At 70.9% G+C, this 24,927-nt stretch carries 19 protein-coding genes and 1 pseudogene; 14 read left to right on the top strand and 6 right to left on the bottom strand.

Annotated elements, in window-relative coordinates; translation table 11 throughout:
* Window positions 1-80: 80 nt before the first annotated feature.
* A complete protein-coding gene (locus ABZV77_RS02310) occupies window positions 81-1,361 on the top strand; it encodes an MFS transporter (protein WP_356249369.1) in 1,281 nt (426 codons plus the stop codon).
* Here ABZV77_RS02310 and glgX read toward each other — a convergent pair.
* On the bottom strand, window positions 1,336-3,444 hold the full coding sequence (gene glgX / locus ABZV77_RS02305) for a glycogen debranching protein GlgX (protein WP_356249367.1): 2,109 nt from the start codon (window positions 3,442-3,444) through the stop codon (window positions 1,336-1,338). The genes ABZV77_RS02310 and glgX overlap by 26 nt on opposite strands.
* 157 nt (window positions 3,445-3,601) lie before the next feature.
* On the opposite strand from glgX, the gene ABZV77_RS02300 reads away from it, so the two are divergent.
* From ABZV77_RS02300 to ABZV77_RS02285, 4 genes are all read left to right on the top strand, one after another.
* The gene (locus tag ABZV77_RS02300) at window positions 3,602-4,393 is read left to right on the top strand and encodes a Tat pathway signal sequence domain protein (protein WP_356249365.1); all 792 of its coding nucleotides are present in this window, start codon (window positions 3,602-3,604) and stop codon (window positions 4,391-4,393) included.
* A gap of 64 nt (window positions 4,394-4,457) precedes the next feature.
* On the top strand, window positions 4,458-5,777 hold the full coding sequence (locus ABZV77_RS02295; RefSeq protein WP_356249363.1) for a copper amine oxidase: 1,320 nt from the start codon (window positions 4,458-4,460) through the stop codon (window positions 5,775-5,777).
* 103 nt (window positions 5,778-5,880) lie between these two features.
* Window positions 5,881-7,122, top strand: a complete 1,242-nt coding sequence (locus tag ABZV77_RS02290; protein ID WP_356249361.1) for an SAV2148 family HEPN domain-containing protein — start codon at window positions 5,881-5,883, stop codon at window positions 7,120-7,122.
* Between the two features lie 136 nt (window positions 7,123-7,258).
* Window positions 7,259-7,969, top strand: coding sequence for a 3'-5' exonuclease (locus tag ABZV77_RS02285; RefSeq protein ID WP_356249359.1), 711 nt, complete (start codon window positions 7,259-7,261; stop codon window positions 7,967-7,969).
* Window positions 7,970-7,973: 4 nt separating this feature from the next.
* On the opposite strand, the gene ABZV77_RS02280 is transcribed toward ABZV77_RS02285, so the two are convergent.
* On the bottom strand, window positions 7,974-8,837 hold the full coding sequence (locus ABZV77_RS02280; RefSeq protein ID WP_356249357.1) for an aminoglycoside phosphotransferase family protein: 864 nt from the start codon (window positions 8,835-8,837) through the stop codon (window positions 7,974-7,976).
* Between the two features lie 170 nt (window positions 8,838-9,007).
* Between ABZV77_RS02280 and ABZV77_RS02275 the strand changes: the two genes are divergently transcribed.
* The 3 genes from ABZV77_RS02275 to ABZV77_RS02265 are packed head-to-tail and all read left to right on the top strand — an operon-like array spanning window position 9,008 to window position 12,056.
* On the top strand, window positions 9,008-9,931 hold the full coding sequence (locus ABZV77_RS02275; RefSeq protein WP_356249355.1) for a sugar ABC transporter permease: 924 nt from the start codon (window positions 9,008-9,010) through the stop codon (window positions 9,929-9,931).
* A complete protein-coding gene (locus ABZV77_RS02270; protein ID WP_356250148.1) occupies window positions 9,931-10,764 on the top strand; it encodes a carbohydrate ABC transporter permease in 834 nt (277 codons plus the stop codon). The genes ABZV77_RS02275 and ABZV77_RS02270 overlap by 1 nt, the downstream gene beginning before the upstream one ends.
* The gene (locus ABZV77_RS02265; protein ID WP_356249353.1) at window positions 10,764-12,056 is read left to right on the top strand and encodes a sugar ABC transporter substrate-binding protein; all 1,293 of its coding nucleotides are present in this window, start codon (window positions 10,764-10,766) and stop codon (window positions 12,054-12,056) included. Before ABZV77_RS02270 ends, ABZV77_RS02265 begins: the two co-directional genes overlap by 1 nt.
* On the opposite strand, the gene ABZV77_RS02260 is transcribed toward ABZV77_RS02265, so the two are convergent.
* Both ABZV77_RS02260 and ABZV77_RS02255 read right to left on the bottom strand, forming a co-directional pair.
* Window positions 12,053-12,742, bottom strand: a complete 690-nt coding sequence (locus ABZV77_RS02260) for a response regulator transcription factor (protein WP_356249351.1) — start codon at window positions 12,740-12,742, stop codon at window positions 12,053-12,055. The two genes, ABZV77_RS02265 and ABZV77_RS02260, sit on opposite strands and share 4 nt — an antisense overlap.
* Entirely contained in the window at window positions 12,739-13,968 is a 1,230-nt protein-coding gene (locus tag ABZV77_RS02255; protein WP_356249349.1) for a sensor histidine kinase, read from the bottom strand. Before ABZV77_RS02255 ends, ABZV77_RS02260 begins: the two co-directional genes overlap by 4 nt.
* A gap of 222 nt (window positions 13,969-14,190) precedes the next feature.
* Here ABZV77_RS02255 and ABZV77_RS02250 point away from each other — a divergent pair, with 222 nt between their 5' ends.
* Window positions 14,191-16,416, top strand: a complete 2,226-nt coding sequence (locus ABZV77_RS02250) for an MMPL family transporter (protein ID WP_356249347.1) — start codon at window positions 14,191-14,193, stop codon at window positions 16,414-16,416.
* On the top strand, window positions 16,413-18,011 hold the full coding sequence (locus tag ABZV77_RS02245) for an alpha/beta hydrolase (protein WP_356249345.1): 1,599 nt from the start codon (window positions 16,413-16,415) through the stop codon (window positions 18,009-18,011). Before ABZV77_RS02250 ends, ABZV77_RS02245 begins: the two co-directional genes overlap by 4 nt.
* Here the strand turns inward: ABZV77_RS02245 and ABZV77_RS02240 are convergent.
* Window positions 17,990-18,838, bottom strand: a complete 849-nt coding sequence (locus tag ABZV77_RS02240; protein ID WP_356249343.1) for a helix-turn-helix transcriptional regulator — start codon at window positions 18,836-18,838, stop codon at window positions 17,990-17,992. The two genes, ABZV77_RS02245 and ABZV77_RS02240, sit on opposite strands and share 22 nt — an antisense overlap.
* Window positions 18,839-18,967: 129 nt before the next feature.
* Here ABZV77_RS02240 and ABZV77_RS02235 point away from each other — a divergent pair, with 129 nt between their 5' ends.
* Window positions 18,968-20,377 (top strand): MFS transporter, encoded by a 1,410-nt coding sequence (locus ABZV77_RS02235; RefSeq protein ID WP_356249341.1) that lies wholly within the window; start codon window positions 18,968-18,970, stop codon window positions 20,375-20,377.
* A gap of 60 nt (window positions 20,378-20,437) precedes the next feature.
* Here the strand turns inward: ABZV77_RS02235 and ABZV77_RS02230 are convergent, their stop codons facing one another.
* Window positions 20,438-21,514 carry a hypothetical protein gene (locus tag ABZV77_RS02230; RefSeq protein WP_356249339.1) on the bottom strand — a complete coding sequence of 359 codons (1,077 nt, stop codon included), beginning with the start codon at window positions 21,512-21,514 and terminating at the stop codon, window positions 20,438-20,440.
* Window positions 21,515-21,706: 192 nt separating this feature from the next.
* Between ABZV77_RS02230 and ABZV77_RS02225 the strand changes: the two genes are divergently transcribed.
* The 3 genes and pseudogenes from ABZV77_RS02225 (at window position 21,707) to ABZV77_RS02215 (ending at window position 24,597) form a co-directional block, all read left to right on the top strand.
* Window positions 21,707-22,102, top strand: coding sequence for a MarR family winged helix-turn-helix transcriptional regulator (locus ABZV77_RS02225; RefSeq protein WP_356250146.1), 396 nt, complete (start codon window positions 21,707-21,709; stop codon window positions 22,100-22,102).
* 13 nt (window positions 22,103-22,115) lie between these two features.
* Window positions 22,116-23,415: pseudogene (mgt, locus tag ABZV77_RS02220) on the top strand (macrolide-inactivating glycosyltransferase).
* Between the two features lie 180 nt (window positions 23,416-23,595).
* A complete protein-coding gene (locus ABZV77_RS02215) occupies window positions 23,596-24,597 on the top strand; it encodes a CDP-alcohol phosphatidyltransferase family protein (protein WP_356249337.1) in 1,002 nt (333 codons plus the stop codon).
* The last annotated feature ends 330 nt before the right edge of the window (window positions 24,598-24,927 follow it).

Here is a 24,927-nt window from a genome sequence, read left to right as displayed (position 1 = left end):
CGAACGTACGTACCCGCTCGGAAGGCTTTCGTGTCATCGACTCATGCGTGTCGGGACCACCGTGTCGTTAGCGTCGGACGATGGCTGAGAACACACGGGACGCGTACCGCACAGTGCTCCGGATGACCGGGGCGCTCCTCCCCGTCGTCTCGTTCTTCGGCAGACTGCCCGTGGCCATGATCCAGTTCGGCAGCGTGCTGCTGGTGACCGAGACCAGCGGGTCGCTGGCCACCGGCGGGATCGTCGCCTGCGCGCTCGCGCTCGGCCAGGTGACCCTGGGCCCGTTCGTCGGGCGCCTCGCGGACCGGCGCGGCCAGCGTTCCGTGGTGCTCGCCTTCTCGCTCGTCAACGCCGTGGCCATCGCGGCGTACACACTGGGCGCCGTCGTCGGCCTGCCCACGCCGGGACTCGTCGTCCTCGGCGCTCTCGCGGGCGCGACGATCCCGGGGATCGGCCCCCTGGCGCGGGCCCGCGTCGTCCCGCTGGTCCGCGCGAAGGGCGGCGACGACCGGCTCGCGGGCACCGTGCTGTCCCTGGAGAGCACCATGGACGAGCTGTCCTTCGTGCTCGGCCCCGCCCTGGTGGGCCTCGCGTCCGTCGCCGGCCACCCGGCGTACGCCTTCGGCGCCGCCTCGCTCCTGGTCGCCGTCTGCGGCACGGCCTTCGCGCTGCACCCGACGGGGCGTACCCCGAGGGCGGCCCCCGCGGATCCCGCACGCGCGCGTGGCGCACGTCCGCGGCTGCCGCGCTCCGTCTATGTGGTGCGGGTGGGGCTCCTGTTCCTGGGGGTGCTGCTCGGCGCCTGCGGCGCGGGCATCACCGCGCTGACCGACGAGCTGGGCAGGCCGGGGCAGGCCGGTCTCGTGTACGCGGCGATGGGCGTCATGAGCGCGGTGGTCGGGCTCTCGATGGCCGCGCTGCCCGAGCGCTTCGGTCTGGTCGCGCGCTGGCGGGTGGCGACGGCGGCCGCGGCGCTCCTGTCGCTGCCCCTGGTGTGGACCGACAGCCTGATGGGCCTCTACGTAGTGGTGACTTTCTTCGGCGCGATCTACGCCCCGAACCTCATCACCGGCTTCGCGCTGACCGAGCGGGCCGTGCCGCAGCAGCGGCTCGCCGAGGGCATGACGTTCGCGGCGAGCGCCTTCGTCGGAGGCCAGGCGGTGACGCTCGCGGTGGCCGGACGCCTCGCGGAGTCGCACGGCGCGGGGGCGGCGTTCGCCCTCGGCAGCGCGGCCGCGGCGGTGGCGTTCGTGATCGCGCTGATCGCCCGCCACGAACCGCATCGCCCCGAGCCGCACCGCGTGGAGACCCCCGCCCGGCCGCCCCGCACCGCCGTCACGCCGGACGCTGCAGCACCGTGAGGCTCCGGTCGGCCAGCGTGAGCCGGTCGCCCGCCCGCACCTTCGGCCCCGGCTCCGGCGGCACCCCGTCCTCGTGCGCCGTGTCGATCACGAGCTGCCACTGACGGCCGTGATTGACCGGGACCACGAACTCGATGGGCTCCGGCGACGCGTTGAACATCAGCAGGAACGAGTCGTCGGAGATCCGCTCCCCGCGCTGCCCCGGCTCCGAGATGGCGTTGCCGTTCAGGAACACGCTGAGCGCCCGCGCCTGCGAGGCGTCCCAGTCGGGCTGCTCCATCTCGTCGCCCTCCGGGGTGAACCAGGCGATGTCGGACAGTTCGTCGTGGGTGCCCTGCACGGGCCTGCCGTGGAAGAACCGGCGCCTGCGGAAGACCGGGTGGTCACGCCGCAGCATCGCCATCGTCCGGGTGAAGGCGAGGAGCGAGTTCTCGCCGTCCGGCCAGCGGACCCACGCCAGTTCGTTGTCCTGGCAGTACGCGTTGTTGTTGCCGCTCTGCGTGCGGGCGAACTCGTCGCCGTGGCTGAGCATCGGCACGCCCTGGGAGAGCATCAGCGTGGCGGTGAAGTTCCGCATCTGCCGCGCGCGCAGCGCCAGGACGTCCTGATCGTCCGTCTCGCCCTCGGCGCCGCAGTTCCAGGAGCGGTTGTGGCTCTCGCCGTCCTGGTTGTGCTCGCCGTTGGCGTCGTTGCGCTTCTCGTTGTACGAGACGAGGTCGTGCAGCGTGAAACCGTCGTGGCAGGTGGTGAAGTTGATCGAAGCCAGCGGGCGCCGCCCGTCGTCCTGGTAGAGGTCGGAGGAGCCGGTGAGCCGGGAGGCGAACTCCGCTAGGGTGCGCTGCTCGCCGCGCCACAGATCGCGCACCGTGTCCCGGTACATGCCGTTCCACTCGGTCCACAGGGGCGGGAAGTTGCCCACCTGGTAGCCGCCCTCGCCGACGTCCCAGGGCTCGGCGATCAGCTTCACCTGGCTGACCACCGGGTCCTGCTGCACGAGGTCGAAGAAGGACGACAGCCGGTCCACCTCGTGGAACTGGCGCGCCAGCGTCGCGGCGAGGTCGAAGCGGAACCCGTCCACATGCATGTCCGTGACCCAGTGCCGCAGCGAGTCCATGATCATCTGTAGGACGTGCGGCGAGCGCATCAGGAGCGAGTTGCCGGTCCCCGTGGTGTCCATGTAGTAGCGGGAGTCGTCCGTGAGGCGGTAGTACGAGGCGTTGTCGAGGCCCTTGTAGGAGAGCGTCGGGCCCAGGTGGTTGCCCTCGGCGGTGTGGTTGTAGACGACGTCCAGGATCACCTCGATGTCCGCTTCGTGGAGCGCCTTCACGGCCTGCTTGAACTCCAGGACCTGCTCGCCGCGGTCGCCCCAGGAGGCGTACGCGTTGTGCGGGGCGAAGAAGCCGATGGTGTTGTAGCCCCAGTAGTTGTTGAGACCCATGTCCACCAGGCGGTGGTCGTTCACGAACTGGTGGACCGGCATCAGCTCCAGCGCGGTGACGCCGAGGCCGGTGAGGTGCTCGATGATCGCCGGGTGCCCGAGCGCCGCATACGAGCCGCGGAGCTCCTCGGGCAGGTCCGGGTGCAGCATCGTCAGGCCCTTCACATGGGCCTCGTAGAGCACCGTCTCGTGGTACGGGGTGCGCGGGGGCCGGTCGTCGCCCCAGTCGAAGTAGGGGTTGACCACGACCGACGTCATCATGTGCGGCGCCGAGTCCATGTCGTTGCGCGTGTCGGGCTCGTCGAAGTGGTAGCCGTACACCTCCTCGCCCCAGTCGATGCGCCCGCTCACCGCGCGTGCGTACGGATCGAGCAGCAGCTTGGCCGAGTTGCAGCGGTGCCCCTGCTCCGGTGCGTAGGGGCCGTGCGCCCGGAAGCCGTAGCGCTGTCCCGGCATGACGCCGGGCAGGTACGCGTGCCGCACGAACGCGTCGGACTCGCGCAGTTCGACGGCCGCCTCCGAGCCGTCGTCGTGCAGCAGACACAGCTCCACTCGCTCGGCGGCCTCGGAGAAGACCGCGAAATTCGTGCCCGCTCCGTCGTACGTGGCACCTAAGGGATACGCCTGCCCAGGCCAGACCTGCATGTATACGACTCTTCCACTCACGCCCCCTCAACTCGGGGCCACTTCGGCCAGAGTGTGCCCGAAAGTGGGGCAACCACCCAGGAGTTGTACCCGTCTAACCGTCTGACCACATACTCGGCATGCCCATAAATGGGGCGCCAGGGGAGTAGGGGGAGTAGTGCGAGAGATAGTCAGACGCCACCTGGGGAAGGTGGTGGCGGGCGCGGCGGTCGCGGCGACCGCGACCGCCGTGCTGGTGGGCGTCAATCTGCCGGGGTCGGAGTCGGGCGGGTCGGGGGACCGCCAGGCCAACGCGGCCGCGGCGAAGCAGGACGCCATCGCGAAGGACGGCGTCGTGGAGGCAGCGCCCGAGGAGGGCGCGAAGGGCGTCGGCAGCGACCCGCTGACCGACGAGGAGATCGAGCGGGCCGAGAAGGCCTCGGTGTCGGGGCAGATGCGCTCCAGTGCCCGGGACGTCGAGGGGGACCGCGGGCCGCAGCTGCTGTCCACGAACCTCAGCGAGCCGGAGCCGAGCGACAGCGGTGCCGCACCGCAGCGAAGTGCCGAAGTCGTCTACTACGACTACAAGAAGGACGCCGTCATCACCAAGACGGTCAACCTGGAGACCGGCAAGGTCGACGACACGGCCACCACGATGAACGTGCAGCCGCCGCCGAGCCAGGAAGAGCTCGCCGAGGGCGCCCGGCTGCTGATCGCCGACCCGCTCGGCAAGGGCCTGAAGCAGGACTTCAAGCACGCCACGGGCAAGGCGCTGGCGGGCCCCGACCAGCTTCAGCTGAGCGGCATGGTCTTCCGCAAGGAGACCGTGAAGCGTGTGCCGTCCAGCCTCGACGCGTGCGGCAAGCACCGGTGCCTGCAGGTCGTCACCAAGGTCAAGAGCGGCCCGTGGATCGACACCAGGTCCCTCGTCGTCGACCTGAGCACCCGCACCGTGGGCCGTCTCGGCTGATCCCGGCCGCCCACGCACGACACCACACGCCAACTTCTCCTCGTACGAGGGAGTCCACTCCGCAATGCACGTCAACAGACTTTCGCGCGCCCGCAAAAGGGTCACCATGGCCCTTGCGGTCTCCGCGCTCCTCGGCGGCGCCGTCGGCGTCGCCGCACCCGCATCGGCGGCCCCGCAGGCGCCCCCGGCCGCACCCACGGCCGCGGCCGACTGCAGTGACGCCTACAAGATCGAGCAGACCGTCGACGGCGGCACGACCTGGCGCATGTGCTGGCACTACAACACGCTCTCCGGCCTGATCCTCGACAAGATCAGCTACCAGCCGAAGGGCGAGCCGAAGCCGATCCCCGTCCTCACCAGCGCCCGGCTCGCCCAGGTGCACGTGCCCTACGACGACGGCCAGGCCGAGTACGACGACGTCACCGGCACCGACTTCGGCCAGGCCCTGCAGAACCTCAACCCCGGCGAGTGTCCCGGCGGCACCATCAAGACCGTGAAGGTCCCGCACCGCGGCAACGTGAAGGGCCTGTGCGCCACCACGCGCGCGCGGGGACACGCCTACCGCCTCAACGACGACCAGAGCACCGGCGGCACCGGCAAGGTCTACACCGGCCAGGGCAAGGACCTGCTCGTGTACACCGTGAACAAGGCCTCCTGGTACGAGTACATCACCGAGTGGCGCTTCTCCTCGGACGGCACCATCACCTCCAACGTCGGCGCCACCGGCAGCCTCTCGCCGTACGACTACGACGGCGGCGACAGCCGCGGCTGGCCGATCGGCAAGGGCGACCAGGCCAAGGCCGAGAGCCACGCCCACAACGTCTTCTGGCGGCTCAACTTCGGCTTGGACGGCTCCCCGAAGGCCAAGGTCGAGCAGTACGACTCCAAGGTCACCCCGCCCACCGGCGACGGCAGCCCCACCACGAAGACCACCCGCACCAAGGTCACCAAGGAGCTTGCGGGCGACCGCAAGGACATGCGCTGGTGGCGCGTGGTCAGCAACACCGGCAAGAACAAGGACGGCCACCCGCGGTCGTACGAGATCGTGCCCGGTCCCAGCACCAAGCACGCGGGCCGCGAGTTCACCAAGCACGACGTGTACTTCACCCAGTACAAGAAGTGCGAGCAGTACGCGAGCAACAACCCGGGCTGCCCCAACGGCACCCCGGACAGCGTCGACAAGTGGGTGAACGGCCAGGCCATGGACCACCCGGTCACCTGGGTCCACGTCGGCTTCCACCACATCGCGCGCGACGAGGACCAGCAGCCGATGCCGGTCCACTGGCAGGGCTTCTCGCTGGCCGCGCGTGACGTCACCGCTATGAGCCCGCTCACTCCGCAGGACCTCGCCAACCAGAACGGCCAGCCTCCGCTGGGTCGTTGAGAAACCACCCTGCCCATCGGGCTGCACCGCCCGCCGCTCCCGGAGTACCCTTCCTTGATCGTTGACCGGGGGAGTGTTCGCGGGAGCGGAAGGCGGTGCGCGGGTGAGCTCGGGCGGGCGGGAGCTGCCCCCTGGTGACGAGGGTCACGAGGGGAGCTCTGGGGACGTACCCCCCGGAGCGGTGTCCCTGGCCCGGCCGATGGAGATGGGATCTCAGATCGGACCGGAACTGGACTGGGATGCCGACGCCTGGCGCGAGGTCCGTACGCGCGCACAGCGCGCGGGCCGGGCCTACATCTGGCTGAACCTGGTGGAACAGCGGCTGCGCGCGGTCGTGGCCGCTGTTCTGCGTCCCGTCTACGAACCCGTCCACGCCGACGACTGGGTCGTCGCCGCGGCGGGCCCGGCCGGGCAAGAGTGGGTGCAGCGGGCCGTCGCCGTGCGCGAGGTGAGCCGCCGCAAGGGCTATCTGCTCGACCCCGCCGACGACAACGTCCTCAGCTTCCTGACGCTGCCGCAGCTCCGCGAGCTCATGGTGCAGCACTGGCCCTGCTTCGAGCCGTACTTCGACGACCGGCGCGACGTCGAGCTGGCCCTCGACGAGCTGGAGGTCACCCGGAACGTCGTCTCCCGCAACCGCGCCCTCTCCGAGACGGTCCTCGCCCAGGCCGAGCGCGCCTCGGCCCGGCTCCTGGACATACTCGGCTCGGGCACCGACACGCCCTCCGCGCGGCGGCTGCCCGTCGACGCCGTCGAGGACCTGGTCGGTGACCGGTACGCGGACGTGGTGGCCGTGCACTCGGACCGGGTGCGGCTCCTGCGGCAGTTCCCCGCCGAGGACATCTTCGGCGGCGCCCGTCGCCTGGACGCGATCGGCATAGGCCTCAACCTCCTCGTGCAGAACTTCTCCGGGCGCCGCCTGGTCAGGCTCGCCGAGTCCGGCTGCCGGGTGCGGCTGCTCTTCCTCAACCCGGCGAGCAGCGCGGTCAAGCGCCGGGAGCGTGAACTGGGCATAAAAAAGGGCGAGTTGAGTCGCTCCGTCGAGATGAACATTCTCCACTCGCGCCGGGTCAGGGCGCGCCTGCGGGACCCCGGCGCCTTCGAGATCCAGGTCTTCGACGAGACGCCGCGCTTCACCGCCTACCTGGTCGACGGGGACGGCGCGGACGGCATCGGCGTCGTCCAGTCGTACCTGCGCAGGACCCGTGGGATGGAGGCGCCGGTCCTGGTGCTGCGCGGCGGAAGCCGGGTGGTCAAGTCGGGCGATCCGGGCGAGGGCGGTCTTTTCGCGACATACCGCGAGGAGTTCGAGGTGGCCTGGGCGGACTCGCGTCCGGTGTCGTGACTCCTGCCGTGACTCCTGCCGTGACTCCTGTCGTGATCCCGCGGACGGGTGAAGTGGAATCCGCCCCTCGGATTGTCAGTGGCGCATGGGATCGTGGTGGTCACTGGGGGAAAGCACCACGAAGAAGGGGGCGGCCATGGGCTGGCACCGGGAGCTGCTGATCGGTTTCGACCTGGAGACGACAGGGACGGATCCGAGCGAAGCGCGCATCGTCACCGGAGCGGTGATCGAGGTCAAGGACGGCGAGACGCTGGGGCACCGCACCTGGCTCGCCGATCCGGGAGTCCCGATCCCAGCCGAAGCCGTGGCCGTGCACGGCATCACGAACGAACGGGCGGCGGCCGACGGCCGCCCCGCCGCCGAGGTGGCGGACGCCCTCGCCGACGTCCTGACGTCGTACTGGCAGTCGGGCGTCCCGGTCGTGGCGTACAACGCGGTCTTCGACCTGAGCCTGCTCTCCGCCGAGCTCCGCAGGTACGGCCTGCGGTCCCTGCGCGACCGGCTCGGCGGCATCGACCCCGGCCCGGTGATCGATCCGTACACGATCGACCGCTCCGTCGACCGCTATCGCAAGGGAAAGCGCAACCTGGAAGCGGTCTGCAAGGAGTACGGAGTGCTCCTGGAGTCCGCCCACGACGCCGCGGCCGACGCCCAGGCGGCCGCCCGCCTCGCCTGCGCGATAGCCGACCGCCACCCGAAGGTCGCCTCCCTCGGCCCTGCGGACCTGCACCGCAGCCAGATCGAGTGGTATGCGGAATGGGCCGCGGACTTCCAGAACTTCCTGCGCAAGAAGGGGAAGGCGGACGCGGTGGTGGACGGCGTGTGGCCGCTCCGAGAAGAGGGCTGACCGCTCAGAAGGGGTACCAGCGGACTTCGGCGTCCCCGTCCCGGAGGGAAGCAACCCGCCGGCGGAACTCGACGAGCGCCTTCGGATTGGCGGGCGCATGCTGCGCGACCCACGCGCAGCTGGCCGTCTCCCGGGCGCCCCGCAGCACGGCGCACCCCTCCCACTCCCGCACGTCCCAGCCGTACGTGGACACGAACCCGTCGTACGCCTCCGGCGCGAGTCCGTACCGATCGCGGGAGAGCGCCATGACGACCAGGTCGTGCTCCCGCAGGTCGAAGGAGAAGGTCTCCAGGTCCACGAGCACGGGTCCGTCCGGGCCGACCAGGACATTGCGGGGCAGCGCGTCCCCGTGGATGGGCCCCGGAGCGAGGCGGGGCTTCAGGGCCGAGGCCGCCGCCGCGAACCCGTCCCTGCGCTCCCGCAGATAGTCCGCGTCGGCCGGATCGACCGCGTCGCCCGCCAGCCGCAGCCACCGCTCCACGCCACCGAGCAGCTCCCGGCGGGGAAGGTCGAAGGAGGGGGAGTCCAGTTCGTGCACGAGACGGATCAGCGCCGCAAGGTCACGCGGCTCGGCGGGGCGCACCGCGTCCGGCAGCCGGTGCCAGAGCGTCACCGGATGGCCGTCCACCAGACGGGCATCGGGCTCGGCGGCCCGCACGGCGGGGACGCCCGCCTGCTCCAGCCACCGGGCGACGGCCGACTCGCGCCGCGCCCTCGCGAGGAGCTCGGGGGCCGCGCGGCCGATCTTGACGACCAGCTCGCCGACGGCGAACACCGCGTTCTCGCCGAGGGCGAGCAGCCGGGCCCCGCCCGCCGGAACCGGCAGATCCGCCGCGTCCAGTACGTCCCGCGCCCGTGCCTCGTCCATCTCGTGCCTCCCGCACCCGTTGCCCCGTTCGCCCGACAGTCTCGCATTCGCACAGGCCAACCGGCTTGCGAGGGCGCGCAGCTGCTTGACGTATCAAGATCACATCAGCACGATGACGGAGGCCGCCGGGGCGGCCGGACCCGAACAAGCCGCCCGAAGGAGCCGATCCCGTGACATTGGCGACCGCAACGAAGCGGTCAGCGAGAGGCACGCAGGGACGCGGAGCCGCGGATCACGGCGCGTGGTTCCTCGTGCTGCCCGCCCTCATCCCGATCCTCGTCCTCAGCGTCGGCCCGCTCCTCTACGGCATCGCGCTGGCCTTCACCGACTCCCAGGCGGGCCGCACCGAGCCCACCCAGTGGGTCGGCGCCCTGAACTTCCAGGACCTGCTGCACGACACGCTGTTCTGGGACTCGTTCCGGATCGGCCTGGTGTGGGCGTTCGGCGTCACCGTGCCGCAGTTCTTCCTCGCGCTCGGCCTCGCCCTCCTGCTCAACCAGCCGCTGCGGATGCGCTGGCTGGCGCGGGCGCTGGCGATCATCCCCTGGGCGATGCCCGAGGTGGTCGTCGGCATCATGTGGCGGCTCGTCTACCACCCGGACGCGGGCGTGCTCAACGAGACGCTGTCCAACCTCGGCCTGGGGGAGGGGAAGGACTGGCTGACAGGGACCGCCACCGCGCTCTTCGCCGTCATCGTCGTCGGCATCTGGGCCGGTATGCCGCAGACCACCGTCGCGCTGCTCGCCGGACTGCAGAACACCCCGCGCGAGCTGCACGAGGCCGCCGCGATGGACGGCGCGGGCGCCTGGCGGCGCTTCCGCACGGTCACCTGGCCCGCGATCAAGCCGATCGCCCTCGCCATCACGGCGCTGAACTTCATCTGGAACTTCAACTCGTTCGCCCTGGTCTACGTCCTCACGCAGGGCGGCCCCGGCGGCCGCACCCGCCTGCCCATGCTCTTCGCCTACGAAGAAGCGTTCCGCTACGGCCAGTTCGGCTACGCCGCGGCCATGGGCTGTGTGATGGTCGCGGTGATCTCCGTGATCCTCGCCGTCTACCTCGTCGGCCGCCTGAAGGGAGACGACGAGGCATGATGCGTACGAAGAAGACGACCCGCGCCGCGCAGTACCTGGCACTCGCCGGTTACCTGGTCTTCCTCGCCTTCCCGTTCCTCTGGCTGATCTCCACGGCCTTCAAGCCCGCGCGGGAACTGGGCAGCCTGCACCCCACCTGGATCCCCAAGGACCCGACGCTCGACAACTTCCGGCAGGCCTTCGACGAGCAGCCGCTGCTCAGGGCCGCGGGCAACTCCCTGATCGCGGCGCTCAGCGCGGCCCTGATCGCGGTCGTCATCGCGACACCGATGGCGTACGTCATGGCCAGGCACCGCAACCGCGTCGCGAAGGCGGCCACCGGATGGGTGGTGATCAGCCAGGCGTTCCCGTTCGTCCTGATCATCATCCCGCTGTTCCTGATCCTGAAGAACCTGCACCTGATCAACTCGCTGCTCGGCCTGATCATGGTGTACGTGGTGTGGTCGCTGCCGTTCGCGCTGTGGATGCTCGTCGGATACGTCCGCGCGGTCCCCACCGAGCTGGAGGAGGCCGCCGCGGTGGACGGCGCGAGCAAGGTCCGCACCTTCGTCTCGGTCGTCGCGCCGCTGCTCGCGCCCGGGATCGTGGCCACCGCGATGTTCGCCTTCATCACCGCATGGAACGAGTTCTTCTTCGCGCTCGTCCTGCTCAAGACCCCGGAGAAGCAGACGTTGCCGGTCATCCTCAACCGCTTCATCGGCACGGAGGGCGTCGCCGACCTCGGCCCGCTCGCGGCGGCCGCGTTCCTCGCGACCATCCCCTCGCTCGTCATCTTCGCGATCATCCAGAAGCGGATCACGGGCGGCATGCTGGCGGGGGCGGTGAAGGCCTGATGCGCACGGCACCGCGGCTGTTCTCCGCCGTCGCCGCCCTCACGCTGCTGCTCGCCGGATGCAGCGGCGACTCCGGGGACGACGACGGGAAGATCACCCTCCAGTTCCAGTCCCTTGCCTGGCAGAAGGAGTCCGTCGACGCCAACAAGGCGCTCGTCAAGGAGTGGAACGCCACCCACCCCGACGTCAAGGTCGAATACCTCCAGGGCAGTTGGGACAGCGTCCACGACCAGCTGCTCACCTCCTTCGAGGGCGGCGAGGCGCCGGACATCATCCACGACGCGTCGGACGACCTCGCCGACTTCGCGTACGGCGGCTATCTCGCGGACATCGGCGACCTCCTGCCCGAGCGCCTCAAGTCCGACATCCCGGAGCGGAGCTGGGAGACGGCGACCTTCGACGGGAAGGTCTACGGAGTGCCGTTCCTCCAGGAGCCGCGCGTCCTGATCGCCAACGCCAAGTGGCTGAAGGAATCGGGCGTGCGCATCCCCACGCCGGAGAAGCCGTGGAGCTGGCCGGAGTTCCGGAAGATCACCAAGGAGCTCGGCGACGGCAGCGACGGCAAGTACGGCGTCGCCTGGCCGCTGAAGGAGCCGGTCTCCGCCACGCTCAACCTCTCCATGTCGACCGGCGGGAAGATGTTCCACCGCGGCGCGGACGGCAAGGTCGACGTCCGCTTCGACAAGGCCGACGAGATCATGCCCCGTACGGTCCACGACCAGGTCAACGTCGACAAGAGCGCATCGGGCACGACCCTCGGCATGGGCGGGTCCGACACCCTGCCCGGCTTCTTCGGCGGCAAGTACGCGATGGTCCCGCTCGGCTTCTCGTACCGCCAGCAGATCGTCCAGCAGGCGCCCAAGGGCTTCGACTGGCAGGTGCTGCCCGCCCCGGCCGGTGCGGAAGGGCTCGCACAGGGCGTCAGCCCGCAGACCCTGTCCGTCGCCGAGGACAGCGCGCACAAGAAGGAGGCGGCCGAGTTCATCGACTTCTTCCTGCAGCCGAAGAACATGGTGAAGCTCGCGCGCGGCGACTGGATGCTGCCGACCGGCGCGGAAGCGCTGAAGGACCCCGCCCTGCGCACGGCGAAGGACGGCTGGTCCGCGGGCACCGCCCTCTCCGAGCACCTGCGCCCGGCGCCCGCCCAGTCCGTGCGCGGCTATCCCGAGTGGAAGGACAAGGTCGCGACCCCGGCGCTCCAGGAGTACTACAGCGGGGCGATCGACCTCGACGAGCTGCGGAAGCGGCTGGTGAAGGACGGGAACCTGGTGCTCGCCAGATACCAGCGCTAGGGCCGTCCCGCCTGCACGAGCCCCGACTCGTACGCCGCGATGACCGCCTGCGCGCGGTCGCGGACGCCGAGCTTGGCGAAGATGCCGGTGGCGTGGTTCTTCACGGTCTGGACGCCGATCGCCATCTGCCCCGCGATCTCGGTGTTGTCGAGGCCCGATGCGATCAGCCGCAGCACCTCTACCTCGCGCGGGGTGAGCCCGGACAGGTCGGCGCCCGGCGGGTGCGGCACCGGGGCCGGGGCCACGAACGTGGCGAGCAGCCGGGTGAGCAGCCGCGGGGCGACGACGGCCTCGCCGCGGTGGACGGTGCGCAGCGCGGCCACCAGTTCCTCGGGGGAGACGTCCTTGGGCAGGAACCCCGAGGCCCCCGCCCGCAGGGCGCCGACCACGTGCTCGTCCATGTCGAAGGTGCTGAGCGCGAGGACCCGGCACCGGGGCAGCTCGGCGGCCAGGCGCTCGGTGGCCCTGACCCCGTCGAGCACCGGCATGCGGATGTCCATCAGGACGACGTCGGGGTGCAGTTCGTGGGCCGCCGCGATGGCCTGCTCGCCGTCGTCCACCTCGCCGATGACCTCGATGGCGGGGTCCGAGCGCAGGATCAGGGAGAGGCCGCGGCGCACGAGCGGCTGGTCGTCGGCGATGAGCACAGTGATCCGGCCGGGGCCGGATTCGGTGGGGGAGGTCATCGGGTCGTCCCGCCCTTCTTGTACGTGTCGGCTTCGGGGGCATCGGCTTCGTACGTGTCGGCGGGCAGCGGCACACTCGCGACCACCGCGAACCCACCCTCCGCACGGCGGCCGACCTGGAGGGAACCGTCGTGCAGAGCGACGCGTTCCCGCATGCCCAGCAGACCGTATCCACCGCTTCCGCCGGGCGCCTTGCCGTCACCGGCGCCGTCGTCGGTCACCTCGACGGAGACCCGGTCCGGGAGGTAGGCGAGCCGCACCGTGGCGCGGGCGGGACCCGCGTGCTTGCGGGCGTTGGTCAGCGCTTCCTGGGCGATGCGGTAGAGCGTGAGCCCGACGGTCATCGGCAGCGGCCGGGGCCGCCCGGTGACATGGAGCTCGGCGGGCAGCCCCGCGGCGGTCGAATCGGCGACGAGCCGCTCGATGCCGTCCACCCCGGGCTGCGGCTCCGACGGCGTCTCCTCCGGGCCCTCGGCGCTGCGCAGGACACCGAGGAGCTGCCGCATCTCGTGCAGGGCCGTGCGGCCCGAATCCTCCAGGGTCACCAGCGCCTCGCGGGCCGTCTCGGGATCGCGGTCCATGGTCGACCTGGCGCCGCCGGACATCAGGTACATCGTGGTGATGTGGTGGGCCACGATGTCGTGGAGCTCCCGTGCGATGCGGCGCCGTTCCTCGGTCACCGCGCGGTCGGCGAGGAGCTTGCGGTTGATGTCCAGCTGGCTCTTCCACTGCCGCACGGCCAGGCCCACCGCGACGATGAGGCAGGGCGTGACCAGCACGTCGGTGATGCCCATGCCCAGGAAGGCCACGTCGTTGTGCAGATACCGCGCGGTCTGCACGGGCGCGGTGGCGACGACGCCCAGCACCACGGCGCGCCGGTCGCTGTACCTGGCCACCGTGTAGAGCGCCACCGCCACGGCGCCGCCGTAGCTGTTCGACATCGGCGCGCCCGGGTCCACGGCAAGGCCCAGGTTGACGGCCAGTTGCACGACGAGGACCGCGCCGAGCACCGGCAGGGGGTGCCGGCGCCGGAAGAGCAGCGGGAACAGGGAGAGGCAGATCAGCAGGACGCCCGGCACGGTGACGGGTGCCCCCGGCCCTTCTTCGCCGGGCGCGCAGTAGGCCAGTACGTCGAGCGTCACCGCGGCGACGGCGACCGCCGCGCCGCCCCATGACGGCCGTGCCTTTCCCGCGGGTGGTACCGGAGGGAAGAAATCGCGTCCCATCCGGGCGCCTCCACAGTGAGCTGATCGAGCCGGGCCATCTCTTTTCCGCACCATTACATCCCGTACCGTCGGGCGTTTGATCGGCGCGGGGTCGGTTCTTGTCCCCAGTACTGGAGTACTGCCTGCGGCGGAGTGCCGGACCCGGGTCCCGGGTGCGTCCCCTTCCGGCGGCCGACGTTCTCAAGGGGCCCCGCGTGATGACCTGTTGGCATGATCCGCAAGTTGACCTCTTTCTCCACCCGGCATCGATGGCTGACGGTCGTCGTATGGACCGTTCTCGGTGCCGCGCTCTCGTTCGCGGGAAACGCGATGATGTACGACGTCACCGACTCCCAGGCCGGGGACTTCCTGCCCAAGAAGTACGACTCGGCCGTGGCGCTGCGCATCGCCGAGGAGGATTTCGGGACCAAGCCCGACCCCAATGCGCTGACCGTGCTCGTCGCCAGGGACGACGGCAGGAAGCTCACCCCCGCCGATCAGCGGCGGATCGCGGGCACCGCGGCCGACCTGGGCCGGGAAAGGGTCGCCGCGGACCAGCCCGAACCGCTGATGAAGGACCATTCCCAGACCCCGCGGGTCGCGCCGGGCGCGGTGGCTCCGGACAAGAGTTTCCGGCTCCTCACGGTGTCGCTCGACGGAAATCCCAATGACCCCGGTCTGCAGGACGTCTACAAGAAATTCCGTGACCATGCGAAGGACGAGTTCGCGGACGCGGATCTGCGCGTCGGATTCACCGGCGGAATCGCTTCCACGGTGGACAACGCGGATGCCGAGGAAAGCACGGCGGCCGTCGTCGCCGGTCTGACGATGGGCCTCATAGTTCTGCTGAACGTGCTGGTTTTCCGCAGCCTGGCGGCCGCAATCGTGCCCCTGATCGCGGTGGCCCTGATCGGCGGTGTCGCCTCGGGCGCCGTGGTCGGTGCGGCAAAGCTCTTCGACATCGACCTCGACCCGTCCACTCCCTCACTGATCGGCGTCGTACTTCTCGGCATCGGCATCGACTATTTCCTCTTCCTGATGTTCCGGTTCCGGGAACACCTGCGGAACCATCCCGAGCAGAACGCCCGGGCCGCGGCGGCCGAGACGACCGGGCGGGTGGGCAGCGCGATCACGTCCGCGGCCCTGACGATCGTGGCGGCGTTCGCGACGCTGGGCCTCGCGAGCTTCGGCCAGTTCCGGGTCCTCGGTCCCGCCATCGCGATCTCCGTACTCGTGATGCTCCTGGCGAGCCTCACCCTCATGCCCGCCCTCCTCGCCGTGCTCGGACGCGGCATGTTCTGGCCCGCGCGTGCCTGGAAGAAGGAGCGCACCGGCGGGATCGCGGCACGCCTGGGATACGCGGTGAGCAGCCGCCCGCTGCGGTACGCCGTCGGCAGCCTGGTGCTGCTCGGTGCGCTTGGCGCGGGCGCGGTCGGCATCAAGATGAGCTACGACCAGCAGGGACTGCACGAGACCGCCGCCGTCAGGACCGCCGAACAGATCTCCCGCAGCCTCCCCCCGGGCGTCTCCGACCCGCACACCGTCTACGTGCGCAGCACCGACGGCGGTGACATCAAGCCGAGTTCACTCACCGGCATGACCCGCTCCCTGGCCAAGGCGGAGGGCGTCGGCGAGGTGGGGAAGCCGGTGCTCAGCAAGGACCGCACGGCCGCGCGGGTCGACCTGTTCCTGAGCGTCGAGTCCGATACGCAGCAGGCCCGCGACCTGGTCTCGGGCCCCGTCAGGGAGACGGCGGCGCGCACCGCGCCCGAGGGCACGGACGCCTACGTCACGGGGACGGCCGCGATCTTCGCCGACATCTCGACGGCCGTGGAGAAGGACCTGCGCCTGGTGTTCCCGGTCGCCGCCCTGCTGATCGCGGTGATCCTCTTCCTGCTGCTGCGCTCCCTGCTCGCGCCGGTCGTGCTGATGATCGCCGTGGGTCTCGGGTTCGTGGCCACCCTCGGCGCGAGCACGCTGCTCTTCCAGCACGGACTCGACCGGCCCGGGGTGTCGTTCACCCTGCCCCTGGTGCTCTTCCTCTTCGTCGTCGCCCTCGGCACCGACTACAACATCCTGATGACCGACCGGATCAGGGAGGAAATGGAGAAGCCGGTCCCGGCGCGTACCGCGGTGGCCGAGGCGGTGCGGCACACCGCGCCCGCCATCGCCACGGCGGGCATCGTGCTCGCGGGCTCCTTCGCCAGCCTCGCCGCGAGCCCCGCCACCCAGGAGATCGGCTTCGCCACGGGCCTCGGCATCCTCCTCTCCGCGCTGGTGCTCTCCCTCGTCCTGGTGCCCGCGCTGGCCGCGCTCCTGGGCCGCGGCCTGTGGTGGCCCCGCCGTTCGGGCCGGACACCGGGCCGACACCACCACACACCGCAGAGCCCGCCGCCCGCGCCCGAGCAGCAGCACCACTACCCGTACGCGTCCGCCCCGGCGCACTTCGAACACGAAGGACGCATATGAACACCGCGCCCCGCATGCTGTCCGCCGTCGCTGTCGCCCTTGCCGTGGCGGCCGGGGCGACGGGATGCGCGACGAGCGAGGACTCCCCGGCGGGCGCGAGTGCTGCCGCCGCGAACAGCTCCCGCACCGCCGCGCACGCCACCGAGATGAAGGGACTCGACCGCTTCTACCACCAGCGCCTCGACTGGGGCCCGTGCAAGGCCCCCGCCCTCGGCAAGACCGGCACACAGTGCGCGAAAGTCACCGTTCCGCTCGACTACGCCGCACCCGATGGCCCCACCCTCTCCCTCACCGTCTCGCGGCTGAAAGCCACCGGAACGGACCGCGAACGTCGCGGCATCCTCCAGACCAACCCCGGCGGACCCGGCGGCCACGGGCTCGGGATGCCCGCGCAACTGCGCGCCAAGATGACTCCACGCGTGGCGGCCGCGTACGACGTCATCGGCATGGACACCCGCGGCCTCGGCGAGAGCTCGCCGCTCGACTGCGGCCTCGACAGCCTCTCCTGGTTCCGGGGCGCGGGCTTCGACCGGGCCTCGTTCGACCGGGTGGCGAAGAAGTCGGCCGACGAAGCGCGCAAGTGCGATGCGAAGTACGGAGACAAGCTGGCGCACTACTCCACCCGCAACATCGCGCGTGACGTGGACGTCGTGCGCGGCGCGCTCGGCGAGCGCAGGACGTCCTGGTTCGGCCAGTCCTACGGCACCTATCTCGGCGCCGTCTACGCGCAGATGTTCCCCCGCAAGGTCGACAGGCTCGTCCTCGACAGCGCCATGAACCCCCGTGACTACGGTCTCCCGATGTTCCAGGCCATGGGACCGGCCAATGAGAAGGCCCTCGACGACCTGGCGCGCTGGGCCGCGCCGCGCGACGGGGAGTACCGCCTGGGGAAGACGCCCGCAGCCGTGCGGGCCACCGTCGAGGCCCTGGTCCGGCGGTCCGCAGACCGGCCCATCGAGATCGGGGGCGACCGGCTCGACCACGAGAGCCTGCCGTTCGTCCTCTACTTCCTCGGTACGGACGACTTCGACAACGCCGAGTACGCCCGCACGCTGCGGCTGCTCGTCGACGCCGCGGCGGGGCGGCCCGTCGAGCCGTCGCAGCGCCTCAAGGGGCTCCTCGATGCGATGTTCCGCACCGGCCCGCAGGAGACGGGGACCGGCAGGGACTACGCCGCCACGCTCGCCATCCTGTGCGCCGACACCACCGCGCCGGGCAACGCGGAGTGGTACCGCAAGGCCATCGAGGAGGCCCGGCCGAAGCAGCCGGTGTTCGGGCCCTTCCACAACGCGCCGATGCCGTGCGGCTGGTGGAAGCAGAAGCCGCGCGAGCCGCGCGTCGAGATCGACAACGCCCTGCCCGCGCTGCAGATCCAGGCCACCGGCGACACCCGCACCACCTACGAGCAGGGACTCGGCATGCACCGGGCGATGCGCGGCTCCAAGCTGGTGACCGTCCCGGTCCGCACCCACGCGGTGTTCGTCGGATACCCCAACGCCTGTGCCGACAAGGCCGTCAACGACTATCTGCTGACCGGCGAGCTACCGACGGGGGACTACACCTGTCCGCGCGATCAGCGGCCGAACAACTCCTGAAGCAGGGCGTGTTCGGGGCTGTCCTCCGGAGCGGTCATCACCACCAGCTCGATCTGCTCGGGCCCCGGCAGCAGATAGCCGGTGTACGCGAGGGTCAGCGGGCCCGCCGCCGGGTGGTTCAGCCGCTTGTGGCCGGTGTTCGGCCCGCGCACCTCGTGTTCGTTCCACGCGTCGGTGAACAACTCGCCTCCGGAAGCCGCGAGTTCGGCGAGGAGCGGCTCCTCGCCCGTGCGTCCGGCGAGGGCGTTGCGGAGGCGGTGGACGTTGCCGCGCGCCACCGTCTCCCAGTCCGTGTACAGCTCCTTGGCCCGCGGGTCGCAGAGGGCGAACCACGCGAGGTTGCGGCGGTGAGGCTCGAGCGCGCCGAAGTCCGTCACGAGCCAGGCGGCGGCAGCGTTCCAGGCGAGCACGGAGCGCATGGGGTCGACCAGGTAGGCGGGCCAGACCGTGAGCGCCCGCAGCAGGTCGAGCGCCGCCTGCGGGGCCTCGGGCGGCGCGGACGGCACCGGAGGCGCGGGCCGCGCCGTGATCCGGTGCAGATGGCCGCGGCCGTCCGCGTCCAGGCGCAGGGCGGTGGCGAGTGCGTCGAGCACTTCGGGTGAGGGGCGGCGCTGGCGCCCCTGTTCGAGGCGCGTGTAGTACTCGGGGCTGATCCCGGCGAGCGCGGCGACCTCGGCCCGCCGCAGCCCCGCGAGCCGCCGCCCCGCGGTCCTCGGCAGCCCGACGCACTCGGGGGTGAGCCGCGCACGCCGAGTCCGCAAGAACCTTGCCAGCTCGGTCGGCCGGGCCTGCGGGGAGCCGGGGGCCGGTGCGGGGTGCGCGGTCATGGGACCAGTGTCCGTGCGGATAATCGGCCGGGGCCAGCCCCAGGGGTGGCCCCGACAGGGCCACCCCCGCCGGGGAGCCCCCTCACCGGTACCTGGTGCCCCGGCACGCCCCCGCGAAGGCTGCCACCCATGAGCACTCCCGCATCCCGCACTCCGCGGCCCACCGCCCCTCAGCCGACCCCACCGAAGTCCGCCCCCGCGCCGCCGCGCCCCGCGCTGCTCGCGCTGCTCGTGCTGAGTGCTGCCGCCGGGCTCGACGCGGGCAGTGTCGCCGTGTTGAACAGTGCGCTTCCCGCTCTCGGTGCGGAGTTCGGGGCGGCCCCGCAGGCGTTGTCCTGGGCCGTCAGTGGTTATGCGCTCGCCTTCGCCGGGCTGTTGCTCGCCGGGGGAGCCCTCGCCGATCGGTTTCCGCGCCGCCGCGTGCTGACCGCGGGGCTGCTCGCGCTCGCCGCGGGGGCCGTTCCCGCCGTGGCCGCGAGCGACTTCTGGATGGTCGCGGCGGGCCGGGTCGTGCAGGGTGCGGGCGCCGCGATCACCGTTCCGGCGGCGACTGCGCTGGTCGCCGACCTGTACGCGGCGGGCCCCGCACGCTCCCGCGCCCTCGGCGTCTTCGCCTCGGTGCAGGCGGGCAGTTACGGCGCGGGGCTCGTCCTCGGCGGAGTGCTCACCGGAGCGGCGGGCTGGCGGCTCGTCTTCGCGGTGCAGGGCGCGGCGGCCCTGCTCACCGCGCTCGCCGCGGTGCGCGCGCTCCCGGCGGGCGCGCCGGACAGGACCCGCCGCGTCGACCCCGTCGGCGGCGCGGCCCTGGTGGCGACGGTCGTCCTGGTCGTCCTCGGCGTCGATCTGCTCTCGCACCGGGGCGCGGGGCGCCTCTTCGCCGTCGCCGCGGCGGCGGGCGCGGCCGGTGCGGCGACGCTGTGGTGGCGGCGCGGTGGCGACGCGCTGCTCGACCGGGCGCTGCTGCGGATCCCGACGGTGCGGACCTCCGCGGCCCTGGCGGTGGTCTTCTACTTCTGCGTGAACGGCTCGCTCTTCTTCGTACCGCTGTATCTGCAGGACGTACGAGGAATGTCACCGGCCCGGTCGGGGCTCGCGGTCCTGCCGGTCAGTGCGGCCGTGACCGCCACGGCACTGCTCGCCGGACGCCTCCTGGAACGGTTCGGCGCGCGGGCCGTCCTCACGACGGGACTGCTGCTGACCGGGGGAGGGGTGCTGATGTGGTGCCTGACGGAGCATCAGAGTACTTACTGGTGGCCGGTGTTCGTGGGTCTCGTCGTGACCGGGATCGGGCAGGGCCTGACCTTCCCCGCGCTCACGGCCCTCGGCCTGCGGGGCGTCCCGCGGGGCCGCCAGGGCGCGGCGTCCGCGGTGACCGCCACGGCACTGCAGATCGGCAGCGGGCTCGGCCCCGCGGTCCTCGCCGGAGCGGCTTCGGCGGCCGGTCCGTCGGCCCTGACGGGCCAGCACGTCGCGTTCGCCGCGGCGGCGGGCACGGTGGCCGTGGCGGGGGTGGTGGTCGGGGCGCGCCGGGCGGGGTGAGCGGGTGGGGCGACCACGTCAGGGCGGCGCCCCGTTCCCGGGTGGCGCCGCCCTTCCGCGTCAGACCGCGACCGACTCCTCCATCTCCTCCTCCTGGGCCCCGCGCTCCTGCCCCCGAGCCGCGTGCCGGGCGGGTGCGGGAGCCGCCGCGGGCCGCTGCCGCCGCTCCCAGAGCCCGGCGACTGCGACGAGCAGCAGGCCGAGCACCAGCCACCCGGCCAGCGTCCACACGTGCGGGGCCAGACCGTGGCCGCCGAAGTAGAGGTGGCTGCGGATGCCCTCGACGAAGCCCGCGCCGTTCCAGAACGCGTGCAGGGAGCCGAAGAAGCCGTTCTGCAACTCGGGCCGGAAGAGCCCGCCGGACGTCGTGAAGTTGAGCATCACGAAGAGCACCATCATCGCCAGCGTCGTCCAGCGCTTCAGGAACGTGTGCAGTCCGATGCCGATGAAGAGGATCCCCGCCGCGTACAGCCAGCACATGGCCCACACGCCCCACAGGCCCTGGTGCACCAGGTGGAAGACAGGCCCCGCGAGCGCCGCGCCGATCAGGCTGACGGCGAAGGAGACCCCCACGACGAGCCCCGCCCTGGCCCGCATCCGCAGCCCCGCGCCCGCCGCGCCCAGCACCGCGACCGACGCGTACGAGCCGATGCTCACGGCGACGAGCAGGAAGAACAGGCCCTGGCCCGTGGGGTCGTCCTCGACGGGCGGCGCCACGTCGGTGACCTTCAACGGCAGGCCCTGCCGCGCGGCGACGGGTGTGAAGAGCTTCTGTGCCGCTGTGGCGCTCATGTCGGACCCGGCGGTGGCCACGATCAGCTCGGGCGACTTCGCGTCGGGCACGTAGGCGCCCGCGATGTCGAGGGACTTGAGCGCGTCGACCGCCTGCTCGCGGTCGGCGAGGGTACGCACGTCCAGGGCGTCGCCCGCCTTGTCCTTGATGCCCTGCGCGAGGGCCTGGGTCTGCGGGCCCGACCCGACGACGGCGATCGGCATGTCGTTCGGCTCGGGCGTCACGAACGCGCCCATGTAGGCCAGGCCCATGCCGAGGCACATCAGCAGGGGCGTGACCAGGTGGAGGAGGACGTGGCGCAGCGCGTCGCGCAGTCGGGGGGCGGGTTCCGCGGTGGCGGACATGGAAGATCTCCGGGGACTCGGCAGGTGGTTGGCCTGAGGGTGGTTGGTATATGCAACTCAAATGGTTGGCATATACAACTCTTTTCGATGTTGTACTCTACAACCATTCGCGGAGAGGGAGAAATCGTGACGGATCGAGACGGTGACCGGCCCGGCGTACGGGACGAGTCCATCGAGGTCATCCAGCGGGAGATGACCGCGTTCGCCCGGCGGGCGCGCGCCACCGCCGCGCGGATGCACCCCGAGCTCTCGCTCGTCTCCTTCACGCTGCTCGCCCACCTCGAGTTCCAGGGGGGCTGCCGGGCCACGGATCTGGCCGCGCACTACACGCTGGACAAGTCGACGATCAGCAGGCAGGTGGGGGCACTGGAGAAGGCCGGGCTCGTCGAGCGGCGGCTCGATCCGGCCGATCACCGGGTGCACGTGCTGCACCTCACCGACCGGGGCAACGAGGTCCTCGTGCAGGTCGGGGACGCCCGTCGGGTCGCCTTCCAGGAGCGGCTCGCGGGGTGGAGCGGGGCGGATCTCTCGCAGTTCGCCGACTATCTCCTCCGTTACAACGAGGCCGCGGTCGAAGGCCCGGCGTAGCCCAAGGCCTCACATGAGGTTGCACGAGACGTCTCGTCTCGCATAAGATCCGGGGCATGACCTCATCCCGGCCTGCCCACATCGCCATGTTCTCGATAGCCGCCCACGGGCACGTCAATCCGAGCCTCGAAGTGATCCGTGAGCTGGTCGCGCGCGGACACCGCGTCACGTACGCCATTCCGCACGCCTTCGCGGAGAAGGTCGCCGAGACCGGCGCCGAGCCGCGGCCCTACGCCACGACGCTGCCCTCCCCGGACGACGACCCGGAGGCGTGGGGCACCGAGCTGATCGACAACATCGAACCGTTCCTCGCCGATGCGATCGCCGTACTCCCCGAGCTGGCCCGCGCCTACGAGGGCGACGAGCCCGACCTCGTCCTGCACGACATCACCTCCTACCCGGCCCGCGTCCTCGCCCGCCGCTGGGGCGTCCCCGAGATCTCGCTCTCGCCGAACCTCGTCGCCTGGGACGGGTACGAGGAGGAGGTCGCCGAGCCGATGTACGCGGAGCTGAAGGAGACCGAGCGCGGCAAGGCGTACTACGCGCGCTTCCACGCCTGGCTGACGGAGAACGGCATCACCCAGCACCCCGACCCCTTCGTCGGGCGCCCGCCGCGCTCGCTCGTGCTGATCCCCAAGGCGCTGCAGCCGCACGCCGACCGGGTCGACGAGGACGTGCACACGTTCGTCGGCGCCTGCCAGGGCGACCGGGCGGCGCAGGGCGACTGGGAGCGGCCCGCGGGCGCGGAGAAGGTGCTGCTCGTCTCGCTCGGCTCGTCCTTCACCAAGCAGCCCGGCTTCTACCGTGAGTGCGTCGAGGCCTTCGGAAGCCTGCCCGGCTGGCACGTGGTGCTCCAGGTCGGCAAGCACGTCGACCCGGCCGCACTCGGCGAGCTGCCCCCGAACGTGGAGGTGCACTCGTGGGTGCCGCAGCTCGCGGTCCTCAAGAAGGCCGACGCCTTCATCACGCACGCCGGGGCGGGCGGCAGCCAGGAAGGGCTCGCCACCGCGACGCCGATGGTGGCCGTGCCGCAGGCCGTGGACCAGTTCGGAAACGCCGACATGCTCCAGGGGCTCGGCGTGGCCCGGCATCTGCCGATGGCGGAGGCGACCGCGACGACGCTGCGTGAGGCTGTCCTCGCGCTGGTCGACGACCCGGAAGTGGCCCGCAGGCTGGGGGAGATCCAGGGCGCGATGGCCGCGGAGGGCGGCACGAAGCGGGCGGCGGACCTCATCGAGGGGGAACTGCCCCTTGGGGCAGAAAAAGGATTGCCCCTTCGGGCAGATGTAACGCTCCGTGGCGCGATTGGATAACGGCCCGGTCATTCGGTAACGCTCAGGTAACGCAACACCGTCCTGGCAGAGTCATCGACTCGTCCCACAAGGTTGACCGTTACCCCCGGTCAAAGGTTGCACGCCGGAGATCTTGTTCCTTGAACGAACTACTTCCTAGCGTGAGATGAACTTTCGTCGAACGCCAGGAAGTTGACCCCCATGCGTCGAGACATACCGCCCCTCGCCGAGGTGCGCCGCATCACCGAGAAGAAGCGCGACGCGTGGTGGACCGTGTTGCTTGTCGACCCGGTCGCCACGCCGCTCGTGCGGTTCACCGCGATGCGGACGCGCGTCACGCCCAACCAGATCACCTGGGGTGCGTTCATCCTCGGCCTCGGCTCGGCGGCGTGCTTCGCGCTCGGTGACTGGAAGTGGCTGGCCCTCGGCGCGGTCATCTACCACCTCAGCTTCATCTTCGACTGCATGGACGGCAAGCTCGCCCGCCTCACCGGGCAGGGCTCCGTCTTCGGCGCCTGGCTGGACTTCGTCTTCGACCGGATCCGCGTGATGGTCTGCGGCGTCGCGCTGATGGCCGGGCAGTACGACCGCACCGGCGACACCTTCTACATCTGGCTCGCCCTCGGCGTGGTCGCGCTCGACACCCTGCGCTACATCAACTCGCTGGAGATCTTCAAGATCCGGCACACCATGCGCAAGCAGATCAAGACCCGCATGCGGGCCGCGCGGCGCGCGCAGAACGAGGCGGAGCTCGCCTTCATGGAGGACCTGCTGCGGGAGAACCCCTCGGCGGACATCGAGCAGGACCTGCAGCGGGCCGCGGGCGAGGCGGTGGACTACGTCCCGCTGCCGCCCGAGGAGGGCGAGGCCGCCGGTGCCGACGGGGAGGCGGCACCGGTGCGCAAGGCCCAGGTGATCGACCTGCACCAGGAGTTCCGGCGGAAGTTCCCTGCCTATCTGCGGGCCCGTTCCTTCCTGCTGCGCCACCGTATTCGCGCGCACCTGGTGAGCGGAATCGAATTCCAGATGGGCGTCTTCATGATCGGCCCGCTCTTCGATGTGGTGATGCCCGCGACGATCGTCTCCGGGGCGCTGCTTCTGGTCTTCGAACTCGCCATCATCTACAAGCTGCTCCTCTCGACGCGTGACTTCACGCGGACGATCGACTCCTTCGAGGAGCAGAAAGTCCCCGCCGCCGTATAACGCCCACCGCGGCGCGGTACGTGTATTTCCCGACGCCGGTCGGGCTGGACTCCCCAGCCCGACCGGCGTTGCCCGTGTGGCACAAAGTGCCCACTGTTACCGCGAGTTGGGGGTGTTGTGGCCCGGGATGTCCGATCAGGTGCTACAGATCCGGTTTGTTATTACGGAACCTTGTTGAACAAGTCACAGCTGTATGAAGGTATTGATCTGCGCGCGTCAATCCGCCAGTGTTTCGTCCCAACACCCGGAGATCTTCCGGGCCTCAAGGGGTGTCGCAACGAACTTGTTGTCACGGCACGCCCTTGGACGACAGCTGAATAAAACCCCCCA

The organism is Streptomyces sp. NPDC004732 (genome assembly GCF_040609235.1).
Classification (GTDB): Bacteria; Actinomycetota; Actinomycetes; order Streptomycetales; family Streptomycetaceae; genus Streptomyces.
This window is presented reverse-complemented; position numbering and strand designations above follow the sequence as displayed.